This window comes from Brevibacillus gelatini (genome assembly GCF_003710935.1).
Classification (GTDB): Bacteria; Bacillota; Bacilli; order Brevibacillales; family Brevibacillaceae; genus Brevibacillus; species Brevibacillus gelatini.
In genome coordinates, this window is the sequence record NZ_RHHS01000037.1 from 111,937 (window position 1) to 122,471 (window position 10,535).

Genomic DNA, 10,535 nt, shown 5'->3' on the forward strand with positions numbered 1-10,535 from the left:
AAGGATTGGCGTGGTGCAGATCAACAGACAGCAAAATGAAGAAACCACCTCACGTTATGCGAGGTGGCATCGGCAAACGCCCTCTTTTTTGTATCAAACGATCAAGAGATTACCAATGCCGGCGTCCACAGCATTGCGGCGGACAATGCCGACAGTGATCGGGGCATCTCCGTCTTTGCCGCCAGTCCTGCCCTCTGCCGCGATCCCTGCCTGGCGGGCGTTGACCGTCCCGCTGCCAAGGATAATAGGAAGAGTGTCCATAGGCAGAAGAAGAGTACGATGACGTCCAGTTTGAGCTTGGATAGTACATGCTGTCGCCTTCTTTCCTCTTGATTTTTGATGACTCTATGTATATATGCAGGGGCGTATTTCCCCGCATGGACGATGATCTTGCCCGCCGGAAAATCAGGTGTCTACCCATCGTTTCCTGCCTGTTAAAAAGCGGAAAGCCGGAGCATCCCTTCATGGAATGTCCGGCTTTTGCTGTTGTTCGTCCCGGTTTTCCTATGATTTTGCCCACAGTTCCCTGCGCGAGGTAGTGACAGAAGTCGCACCTGCCTGCAGAGCCCGATCCACGTCTTCCTTCGTACGGATGAAGCCGCCCGCAATGACCGGAATTTTCGTCCGCTCGGTAATCTCCTCGATCAGATGCGGAATGATACCCGGCAGCACCTCGACGTAGTCCGGTTTAGTCCGTTCCAGTTGCGTCAGGCTGCTGTCCAGCGCCATCGTATCGATGAGAAAAAGACGTTGGATGGAAATCAGCCCTTTTTTCTTCGCGGCCAAGATCACACTGTTTCTCGTCGTGATGATTCCGTCAGGCTTTACTTCCTGTGCGAGAAATTCCATCGCGTACTCATCCGACTTCAAGCCGTCGATGAGATCAGCGTGAATCAGCAGTTTTTTCCCAAACGCCCGCGCTCGTTTTCCCAGCGGTTTCACTTGGGCGATATGGGCATTCAGCAAAATAATGCGCTCGTAGCACGACTCCATCAGTTCATCAAATTCCTTCAGTGTTCGCGCAGCCGGAAGAATAGGCTGATTAATCTGGTTGGCCAATCAGGACTCACCCCTATAGAAATGTTTTGGCAAGATGGTATTCCTCGGCAAAAGCTTTCCATTCACGGTCTTTGCGCTCATTATCCCAATGCAGCTCTTTGGCAAGCTCATTAATCACCTGCGGATACACGGCTTCCAGCGAGTCTCGTTCAAAAAACAGTCTGCCGGTGCGGCGAATCAAAAAGTCGCTCGCGGTCATGACCATTTCTTCATCCAATGTGTAATGCAGCTCCGCCAAAAGCAGCGCCTCTGCCGCCGTCTTCGTCCGGTCTTGCTCCATATATTCCAGACACATCGTTACTATCTTTTCGCTATTGCTGCCAAACTTTCCTACAAGCACGCGAATTTGTTCCTCGGAAATGCCCGCTGCGCTCAGCCGCTCCGCCTGCTTTTTCACATAGGCAGGGATCATGCTCGCAGAGGCGAAGTTGCCGCCGGCAAGCACGATCTTGTCTGTCTGGCAAGGCGAAAACGATCTGCCTTCTTCTTCTGTCAGTTGTTTGACCACGACGTCGACGATGCGCTCCGCCATCTTGCGGAAGCCTGTCAGTTTGCCGCCCGCAATCGTAATCAGTCCGCTTTTCGAGTAAAAAATCTCATCCTTGCGCGACAGTTCGGACGGGGATTTGCCGTCCTCGTGAATGAGCGGCCTGAGTCCTGCCCAGCTTGAGCTGACATCCTGTTCGGTCAGCTTTGCTGTCGGGAACATTTCGTTGGCGGCCCGCAGCACGTATTCCATATCTTCGCGCGTCACGGTCGGACGCTCCAGCACACCGTGGTAGTTCGTGTCGGTCGTGCCGATATACGTGCTGTTATTTCGCGGAATCGCAAACAGCATGCGCCCGTCGGATACGTCGAAGTACACAGACTGCTTGAGCGGCAGGCGATTGTACGGAACGACCAGGTGGACGCCTTTTGTCAAATGGAGTCTTTTGCCGTACAGCGACTTGTCTTTTTCCCTGAGCTGATCGACCCAAGGACCTGCAGCGTTGACGATTTTTTTTGCGTGCATGGCGTACTCGGTGCCTGTGAGCAAGTCTTTCGCGCGAATCCCTGTCACTTTGCCGTTTTCATACAAAAACTCCGTCGCCTCGGTGTAGTTCACGCACAAGGCGCCGTGCGCGCGGGCTGTCTTCATCACTTCGATGGTCAGGCGTGCATCGTCCGTCCGGTATTCGAAGTAGAGGCCGCCCCCCTTCAAAATATCCGTGCGCAGCAGCGGCTCTGCCTCCATCGTCTGCTTTTTGTTCAGCATGATGCGGCGTTCCTTGCGCTCGACTCCGGCCAGCACGTCGTAAATGTACAACCCGATGGAGGTAGCGAGCTTGCCGTACGTGCCTTTTTCCACAATCGGCAAAATCATTTTTTCCGGAATGACGATGTGCGGAGCGTTGCGGTACAAAATCGCCCGCTCCCTGCCGACTTCCCGCACGAGCTGTACGTCGCCCTGCTTCAAATAGCGCAGGCCTCCGTGGACGAGCTTCGTCGAGCGGCTGCTCGTGCCTGCGGCGAAGTCCTGCTTTTCCACCAGCCCTACACTCAAACCGCGCGAAGCGGCGTCCAGCGCGATGCCCGCTCCTGTCACACCGCCGCCGATAATCAAAAGATCGAAGCGCTTGCCCGCCATTTCTTCCAAACATGCCTGACGCGTTCTTGCTGACAATGTTCGTTGATCGTTCATCGTTGTGTTCATCCTTTCTTTTCTTTAAAGAAAAAACAAAAAACAGCCAATATCCAAAAGAAGCAACGAAAAATTGTCCATTGCCCTTTTGATACTGGCTGTCTCCACGGTCTCCACAGCAATTTATTAACTTATCTTTACTCTATTCCTATTTGCCGCAAAAATCAATGCCTAATCTTGTAACCCATCGTCGCCTGTACGGCCTGCTTCCAGCCTTCGTACAGCTCCTCGCGTTTTTGTTCCGGCATATTCGGCACAAACGAGCGCTCCACCACTTTGTTGTGGACGATGTCTTCCTTGCTGTTCCAGTAGCCGACCGCAAGTCCTGCGAGGTAGGCAGCTCCGAGCGCAGTCGTTTCATTGACGCGCGGACGCTCCACCTCTGTCGCCAGGATGTCGGACTGGAACTGCATCAGGAAGTTGTTGGCTACCGCTCCGCCGTCTACGGCCAGCTTTTGCAGCTTAATGCCGGAATCGGCCTCCATCGCCTCCAGCACGTCACGCGTCTGGTACGCGAGCGATTCCAACGCCGCCCGAATCAGATGGTCCTCTGTCGTGCCGCGAGTCAGCCCGAAAATCGCGCCGCGCGCCTCCATGTCCCAATACGGTGCGCCCAGCCCGACAAACGCCGGAACCATGTAAACGCCGTCTGTGCTGTCAACAGCCAGCGCATGCTTTTCCGAATCGGACGATTTCTCAATCAGCTTCAGACCGTCGCGCAGCCATTGAATCGCTGCTCCTGCCACGAAGATGCTGCCTTCCAGCGCGTACTCCACCTTGCCGTCTACGCCCCAGGCAATCGTGGTCAGCAATCCGTTTTTCGAGGCCACTGCTTTTTCCCCTGTGTTCATCAGCATGAAGCATCCGGTTCCGTACGTGTTCTTCGCCGTACCCTCTGTGAAGCACGCCTGACCGAACAAAGCCGCCTGCTGGTCTCCGGCGATACCGGCAATCGGAATTTGCACCTGGAACAATTTTTCGTCCGTATATCCGTACAGCTCGCTGGATGGGCACACGCGCGGCAGCATGCTTTTCGGAACTTGCAGCATGGACAACAATTCCTCGTCCCACTCCAACGTGTGGATGTTGAACAGCAACGTGCGCGAAGCATTGGAATAGTCTGTCACATGGACGCGGCCATTTGTCAGCTTCCAGATCAGCCACGTGTCAATTGTTCCGAACAGCAGGTCGCCTCGCTCCGCTTTTTCCCGTGCGCCTTCTACGTGGTCGAGCATCCATTTGACCTTCGTCCCGGAAAAATAGGCGTCGATCAAAAGACCTGTTTTCTCGCGGACGGTCTGTTCGTAGCCTTGCTCTTTCAACTGGTTGCAAATGTCAATGGTCTGTCTGCTCTGCCAAACGATTGCATTGTAGATCGGCTTTCCGGTGTGGCGATCCCAGACAACGGTCGTCTCGCGCTGGTTGGTGATGCCAATCCCCGCGATTTGCTCCGGCTTCACGTGGTTTTCCAGCAAAACGGCTTTCAGCACTTCCAGTTGGGACTCCCAAATTTCCTCGGCGTTGTGCTCTACCCAGCCTGGCTTGGGGTAAATTTGCGTAAATTCTTTTTGGGCCACCCCGATGATCGCGCCGGATTTATCGAATAAAATCGCACGGGAGCTTGTCGTTCCCTGGTCGAGCGAGAGCATGTATTTGTTGTCCATAGCGGCTGTTCCTCCTTATAATAGAAACATTGGATCTGATCTTTTTACTTGCGACAGGGACTTTTCCCTGCTTCTTTTTTTTGAGACGGAATCGGGCTTTCGCCGCCGCTTACGAATGCGATTGGGAATGCGCCCGATCTGCTGCCAGATTTTTGCCGCTCGCCTGGGCAGCATTTGTCTTTTTGCTCGCCATCCCGACTGCCATCGCGATGACCATGAATACGGCCAGGGCCACCACTCCGGTCAGGCTGTGGTCGGTAAACGTCCACTTGTAGAAAAAGGCACCGCACACCGCACCGATGATCGGCCCCACGACGGGAATCCAGGCGTAGCCCCAGTTGGAGTGGCCTTTTCCGTGAATCGGCAGGAGGGCGTGGGCGATTCGCGGCCCGAGGTCACGCGCCGGGTTGATCGCATAGCCCGTCGTTCCGCCGAGGGACAAACCGATGGCGACAATCAGGAAGCCGACGACAAACGGATTCAATCCTTCTGCAAATTTATTCGCACCGATGGCCAGAATACCAAGCACCAGGAAAAACGTACCTAAAATTTCACTGAACAAGTTGGCAACTGTATGTGGAATCGCTGGTCCGGTTGCGAATACCCCCAATTTTGCTGCCGGGTCGTCTGTCTCGCGCCAGTGCGGATAGTAAAAAATCCAGACAAACGTCGCACCCATAAATGCACCGACAAATTGCGCCAACACGTAGCCCGGCACCTGCTCCCACGCAAACTGCCCGATGCTCGCCAGCGCAATCGTGAGCGCAGGATTCAGATGCGCGCCGCTGATGCTGCCAACTGCGTATGCACCGCACGCTACGGCAAGCCCCCAGCCGAGTGTAATGACGATCCAGCCGCCATTTTGCGAGTATGCTTTTTTCAGGTTTTGGCCTGCGCATACCCCTGCCCCCAAAATAATCAGGATCATTGTCCCGACCAATTCTCCTACGTAAGCAGACATGTCCTTACCCCCTTTTTTGAAAAACGACCATGTAAACCAGCCGAAAAATCGCAATGAAACCGTTTTCTAAAGCGCTTACATTTCACCCAACTCCTTTTTGTTTTTTTGTGGAGAAAACAAAAAAGCCAATACTCGCAAAAACGCAGGGCGTCGCCCTCTTTTTGCAAATATTAGCTGATCTCCCAATCTCCACAGCACTATTAACTTATGTCCTACTATATAGCGGCCACGCAAAATCTGTCAAGAATCCGTTTTCTTTTTTGTCGGAAAACAGTTTTTGCTCATGGCTGCCTTTCCGCTTCGCCCTGCAGCTTGAAGCCTTTTTTCCCGCTGCTTGCCGCCCTGACCAGCTTTGGCAGGAAAACGCGAACAGCCTTGGTGCCGTTCTGCTCATTTGGCCGTCACCCCAGCATTCTGCTGCGCCTTTGCAGATTGCTGGGCATGAGCGCCGTCACCGAGATTCAGCAGGACGCAGCCCACGATAATCAGCGCGACCGCCACCACCTTTTTCACGGTAAACGCATCCTTGAAAAAGAGAACGCCGATCACAGCGATCATCGCCGTACCCAGCCCGGACCAGATCGCATACGCGGTGCCGACTTCCATTTCTTTCAGCGCCAGGCTCAACGAGGAAAAGCACAGCACGTAAAACACAAACATGAGCACGCTCGGAATTGGCCTGCTCAGCCCTTCCGACAGCTTCATCGAAGTCGTTCCCGCCACCTCCAGCAAAATCGCCAGCAGCAAATACACCCAACTCATTTTCCCGTTTCCCCTCTCGTTGCTGGCGCAGCCAAAACGCCGCCGAGCAAAATATCAATCATCGCGTCCAACGCCTCCCCGATTGTCATCTGATGCCAACCGGACAATTGCTGGTCAATCAGTTGCTCGAGCGCTCCCGTGTACATCAAAATCAAAATCGGAAGCTGTACCGGGCGAAACACGCCAGCTTCAACGCCCTGCTCAAGCAGCACGCGGACATGCTCCCACTCTTCCTGGAACACTTCCTCCACCATTTTCCACTGTGCGGGATAGTAGCGCTTCAACTCGTACCAGACGCGCAAATCCGTCCGGGCAAAGCCGCTCGGCACCAATGCCAGCAACTCGCGCATCTTTTCCGGCAAATCGAGGTGCGGATCATGCAAAATCCTGTCTTCGCTCGCCTTCAATTCCTCGATGCTGTCGGCAATCAGTCTCGTGATGAGCTCCTCTTTGGAAGGAAAGCTGGCGTACAACGTTTTCGTACTGATCCCCGCCCGCCGAGCCAAATCCGCCATTGTAAAACGGATGCCTCGCGTTTCGATCTCCTGTTGGGCACATTGCAAAATTCGCTCCTGCATTTTTGCATGAACCTCCCACTCGTAAAACAAGGAAAATATTTTGTTTTCCACATTTTCCTATCGTTACAAATAGCATACCCACCTGCACTCTGGATGTCAACTACCCGCAAACCAAGCTTCGTGCAACGCGGCAATTCCCGGCTCAATCTGGTCGAGCGCAATGCCGGAAAAGCCGAGAAAAAACTCCTTGGGCATTTCCGCTGGCGGCGTAAGCCACGTAAAAGCCGCAGACGATGCGCGAATCCCCGCCTGAATCGCCAGCCGTCTCAACTCTTCTTCCGAACGCTCACTGTACACGCGCAGCAAGACGTGAAAGCCCGCATCCGCCCCGATCACCGACGCCCGTTCGCCGAAATGCTTCTGGACTGCCGCCAGCAAGGCATCGTGCTTTTTCCGGTACAGGCTGCGCATTTTGCGGACGTGTTTTTCCAGGTGGCCTTTTTGCATAAAAATCTCCATCGTCCGCTGGTGCAGCCGCGACGCGGATTGCTCCAGCAACGTGTCGTGCAGCAGGGTAAAATACGCATCCAGCAACGACTGCGGCAGCACCATGTACCAGATGCCGAGCGCCGGAGCCATCACCTGTGCGAAGCCGCCCATGTAGATGACATTGGTTTGCGGCAAAAGCCCTTGCAGCGCCGGAATTGGCCTGCCGTGGTAGCGAAACTCGCCATCGTAGTCGTCCTCGATGATAAAGCCGTCGACGCTTTGCGCCCATTCCAAAAGCGCAAGCCGCCTGGATACGGGCATAATCATCCCGCGCGGATATTGGTGCGAGGGGGACACGACGGCAAGGCGCACTCCTGATTCGTACAGTTCGTCTACACAGATTCCGTCTTCGTCAAGCGAGATCGGCACTGCCTCATATCCATGCTGGCGAAACGTATTGGCATACAGCAAATAGCCCGGATTTTCCACCGCGATCCGCTTAAGCTGCTGCCTAAGCATCAGGCAAATCAGCGAGAGCAGTCCAAACTGGTCCGCGCCAATGACGATCTGGTCCGGCGTGCAGACGACGCCGCGGTACCTGCGCACATAATCGGCAATTTGCTGGCGCAGTCCCGGCTCGCCCTGCGGATCGCCGTAAAAAAGCTCCTCCTGCCGCTCGCCGCCAAGCACCTGATTGTACAGCCGCCGCCAGAGCGTGTGCGGAAACAGCGAAAAATCGTTTTGCGACATGTGAAAATCGTATCGGTACTTGCGGTTGTCACGCAGGAGCGGTCTGCTCCATTCGGGCTGTTCGGACACCCCTTGCCCTTTTGGCGTAAGCTCGGGGTCAGGCAGCTTCTCCACGAAGTAGCCGCTGCGCGGCCTGCTTCGGATGAACCCTTCGGCCAAAAGCTGCTGGTACGCCATTTCCACAGGCGTCGTGCTCAAACCGAGAGCATCTGCCAGCTTGCGCACGGACGGCAGCCGCGTTTTTTCTGCCAGCCTGCCTGCAATGATTTCGTTTTTGAGGAACGTGTACAGTTGCACGTATTGCGGTTCGTTTCCGTTTTCGTCCCATTTGGGCGTCAAGAGCATCGGTCATCTGTCCTTTTGATTTTTGCAAAACTGTGCATTTTCAAGTATACACTTGTTCGCTATGCTGGTGAAAAATGAAATCTGACAGGGAGGACACAAACGATGTCTACTCATCGAGAGCACCATGCTCCCGTCCGTTTTTTGCAGGGAGAACGCGTCTATCTGCGCCCGCTCGGACAGGACGATGTCGACTTTTACTACCAATCGCTCTACCACCCGGAAACGCGCAAACTGACAGGAACGCAAAAGCACTACACCCGCGAGCAAATCGCGCAATATCTGGCAAGCAAAGCACAGGATTCGTCCAGCGTGCTGTTGGCAATCGCCTTGTGCGAAAGCGATCAGCTGATCGGCGACGTGCAGATCGGCGGCATCGACACGTACAATCGCAACGCTTTCATCCGCATCGCCATCCATCAGCCTGCGTATCAGAGCAAAGGGTACGGCAGTGAAGCGCTGCTGTTGATGCTCGACTACGGCTTCGGCATTCTCAACCTGCACCGCATCGAGCTGAACGTGTTCGCTTACAATGAACGTGCGATACGCGCTTATGAAAAGCTCGGCTTCCAGCGGGAGGGAGTGCAGCGGCAGGCGCTTTATTACGATCATCGTTATCATGATTCGATTCTGATGTCGATGCTGGCTGGCGAGTATCGGGAGAAGTATGGGAAGTAGAAGGCAGGGGAGACGTCCAAGAAGTACGGGTTCCACTAGTGTTTTATAATCGGAAGCTTGGCTATATCAACGTTTCTGACAGACAAAAGGGGCGTCTCGAAGTCGAAATAGCGACTTTGAGACAACCCCTTTTCTGGTTTGTATCTTAGTGGATTGTTGGATTTACAAGTGAAGTTTGTCCCCATTTCGTCCCCCATTCCTGGATTTGTTCGAGAAATGCTCTCCCCGTCTTAATACACCACTTTCTTGCAAGAGTTACAGCTATCTATATTTAGGACCATTTGTCAACTTTCCCCATCAGGTCCTCTTAAGCTTACTAGCCACTCGCCTGATACTTTTTTCACCATGAAAGTTTGTTCTTTTTCTCTTATGATTTTCTGGACGCTGTTTTTCAGACTAGTATAGCTTATTAATACTTTCACCTCGGTTTCCGTATCATTTATTGCAGTTGCTTCATCAATTTTAAAATCGACTATTCTCGAATCTGCAACCGAACGTAAAAAATCCTCGCGCTCTGGGTAATAGCTATCAGCGTTCTTATAAACATACTCATATGCTGGCTCGCCTTGTTTATTTTTGATTAGAGTTAAATAACGTTCAATTGTATTTTCCGGTGTATTGTACCAAAAAAAATAGTATGCAAGAGATGCAAGCAGTAAAGCAATGCAGATAATTGGAAAAAATATTAAATTGATTTTTTTCATCATATTGGAATTTGATGTATTTTTTTGCGAACTCAAGGAAATCCACCTCTTCCATTTATTTAGAATATTGTAATATAATTCTAGTATACTATTTTATTTGAAAAGGAGATAGGATTAAATGAAATTTGTCAAAAAAGCAAAGATGGCTACTTTAACAACCCTATCCATACTTGCCCTTGTCATGCCTGTTGACGGTGCTCTTGCAAAAGGTGGAAAAGACCACAAAGAAGAAACAACCACCTCGAAAAGCATCGTAAAACCTATGATGTCAGAAATATATCAGTGGTCAGCTGATTTTGAGGTACGTAGTTACTTTCAAATTAAAAAAACGCTGGTGTTAGATTATAGAGAACGTGGATTGAAAGTTGAAGCCAACGCAACTACAACAGGCTTGTGGGATTCTTACGAAGTTCATGTCGAAGAATTCGATGAAGATACAGGAGATTGGTTCGTTGTTGACACCGTAGACTTAAGCGACGGAAGAGACACCGCCTATTTTGCTGATCTTGAGCAGGCTACTAAATATCGTATAAGTATTGAAGGATCTGTTGAAGGGACCGTATGGGTATATAAATTAGTCGATTAAATTATCGACTATCGCGCTGTATCGCGACGCATTAATTAGGCTACACATTCTACTTAAAAACTTTCGTGGAAGTTGAGTTGCCGAAATCCCCCCTTCTTGCTAGCCCTGATTGCCGGGGGCTACATTATTTCACGACTATATGCGACTATGGGTACACCGATATATCGTGTTCAAATATGAAAACTTGCTATGAAGAGCTTGCCGAGAGGTTAACAATCTGCTTTAAGAAATTGCGAGTTGCCCATCGTTGACTTGAAGCGGCTCGACAGCCAGACGTTGGAAGTCTCGTACCATTACTCCTGATTTTCGCACGAAACGGTCAAGGGGCAGTCTCAAACTAC

Annotated in this window: 11 protein-coding genes; 2 read left to right on the forward strand and 9 right to left on the reverse strand. The window is 52.1% G+C overall.

Annotated elements, in window-relative coordinates:
• Nucleotides 1-93: 93 nt before the first annotated feature.
• From EDM57_RS23390 to pdxR, 8 genes are all read right to left on the reverse strand, one after another.
• Nucleotides 94-261 (reverse strand): hypothetical protein, encoded by a 168-nt coding sequence (locus EDM57_RS23390; protein WP_170163458.1) that lies wholly within the window; start codon nucleotides 259-261, stop codon nucleotides 94-96.
• 243 nt (nucleotides 262-504) lie between these two features.
• On the reverse strand, nucleotides 505-1,059 hold the full coding sequence (locus EDM57_RS15840) for a glycerol-3-phosphate responsive antiterminator (protein ID WP_122905665.1): 555 nt from the start codon (nucleotides 1,057-1,059) through the stop codon (nucleotides 505-507).
• Nucleotides 1,060-1,072: 13 nt separating this feature from the next.
• Nucleotides 1,073-2,740: a glycerol-3-phosphate dehydrogenase/oxidase gene (locus EDM57_RS15845; protein WP_122905666.1), complete on the reverse strand. Its 1,668-nt coding sequence runs from the start codon at nucleotides 2,738-2,740 to the stop codon at nucleotides 1,073-1,075.
• A 164-nt stretch (nucleotides 2,741-2,904) separates the two neighbouring features.
• On the reverse strand, nucleotides 2,905-4,404 hold the full coding sequence (glpK, locus tag EDM57_RS15850) for a glycerol kinase GlpK (protein WP_122905667.1): 1,500 nt from the start codon (nucleotides 4,402-4,404) through the stop codon (nucleotides 2,905-2,907).
• Between the two features lie 109 nt (nucleotides 4,405-4,513).
• Nucleotides 4,514-5,365, reverse strand: a complete 852-nt coding sequence (locus tag EDM57_RS15855; protein ID WP_122905668.1) for an MIP/aquaporin family protein — start codon at nucleotides 5,363-5,365, stop codon at nucleotides 4,514-4,516.
• Between the two features lie 390 nt (nucleotides 5,366-5,755).
• The gene (locus EDM57_RS15860; RefSeq protein ID WP_122905669.1) at nucleotides 5,756-6,127 is read right to left on the reverse strand and encodes a DMT family transporter; all 372 of its coding nucleotides are present in this window, start codon (nucleotides 6,125-6,127) and stop codon (nucleotides 5,756-5,758) included.
• Complete coding sequence (locus EDM57_RS15865) at nucleotides 6,124-6,705, reverse strand: TetR/AcrR family transcriptional regulator (RefSeq protein WP_122905677.1); 582 nt, start codon at nucleotides 6,703-6,705, stop codon at nucleotides 6,124-6,126. The genes EDM57_RS15860 and EDM57_RS15865 overlap by 4 nt, the downstream gene beginning before the upstream one ends.
• 96 nt (nucleotides 6,706-6,801) lie before the next feature.
• Nucleotides 6,802-8,229 carry a MocR-like pyridoxine biosynthesis transcription factor PdxR gene (pdxR, locus tag EDM57_RS15870; protein WP_122905670.1) on the reverse strand — a complete coding sequence of 476 codons (1,428 nt, stop codon included), beginning with the start codon at nucleotides 8,227-8,229 and terminating at the stop codon, nucleotides 6,802-6,804.
• A 102-nt stretch (nucleotides 8,230-8,331) separates the two neighbouring features.
• Between pdxR and EDM57_RS15875 the strand changes: the two genes are divergently transcribed.
• Nucleotides 8,332-8,904 (forward strand): GNAT family N-acetyltransferase, encoded by a 573-nt coding sequence (locus tag EDM57_RS15875; RefSeq protein ID WP_122905671.1) that lies wholly within the window; start codon nucleotides 8,332-8,334, stop codon nucleotides 8,902-8,904.
• A gap of 284 nt (nucleotides 8,905-9,188) precedes the next feature.
• On the opposite strand, the gene EDM57_RS15880 is transcribed toward EDM57_RS15875, so the two are convergent.
• A complete protein-coding gene (locus EDM57_RS15880; protein WP_122905672.1) occupies nucleotides 9,189-9,644 on the reverse strand; it encodes a hypothetical protein in 456 nt (151 codons plus the stop codon).
• Nucleotides 9,645-9,726: 82 nt separating this feature from the next.
• On the opposite strand from EDM57_RS15880, the gene EDM57_RS15885 reads away from it, so the two are divergent.
• Nucleotides 9,727-10,194: a hypothetical protein gene (locus tag EDM57_RS15885; RefSeq protein WP_005829507.1), complete on the forward strand. Its 468-nt coding sequence runs from the start codon at nucleotides 9,727-9,729 to the stop codon at nucleotides 10,192-10,194.
• Nucleotides 10,195-10,535 lie beyond the last annotated feature (341 nt).

Excerpts from the sequence above, each read along its gene's own strand:
- glpK (WP_122905667.1), bottom strand. The coding sequence starts at position 4,404 with ATGGACAACAAATACATGCTCTCGCTCGACCAGGGAACGACAAGCTCC.
- EDM57_RS15875 (WP_122905671.1), top strand. The coding sequence starts at position 8,332 with ATGTCTACTCATCGAGAGCACCATGCTCCCGTCCGTTTTTTGCAGGGA.
- pdxR (WP_122905670.1), bottom strand. The coding sequence starts at position 8,229 with ATGCTCTTGACGCCCAAATGGGACGAAAACGGAAACGAACCGCAATAC.
- EDM57_RS15860 (WP_122905669.1), bottom strand. The coding sequence starts at position 6,127 with ATGAGTTGGGTGTATTTGCTGCTGGCGATTTTGCTGGAGGTGGCGGGA.
- EDM57_RS15885 (WP_005829507.1), top strand. The coding sequence starts at position 9,727 with ATGAAATTTGTCAAAAAAGCAAAGATGGCTACTTTAACAACCCTATCC.
- EDM57_RS23390 (WP_170163458.1), bottom strand. The coding sequence starts at position 261 with ATGGACACTCTTCCTATTATCCTTGGCAGCGGGACGGTCAACGCCCGC.
- EDM57_RS15865 (WP_122905677.1), bottom strand. The coding sequence starts at position 6,705 with ATGCAGGAGCGAATTTTGCAATGTGCCCAACAGGAGATCGAAACGCGA.
- EDM57_RS15845 (WP_122905666.1), bottom strand. The coding sequence starts at position 2,740 with ATGAACGATCAACGAACATTGTCAGCAAGAACGCGTCAGGCATGTTTG.
- EDM57_RS15855 (WP_122905668.1), bottom strand. The coding sequence starts at position 5,365 with ATGTCTGCTTACGTAGGAGAATTGGTCGGGACAATGATCCTGATTATT.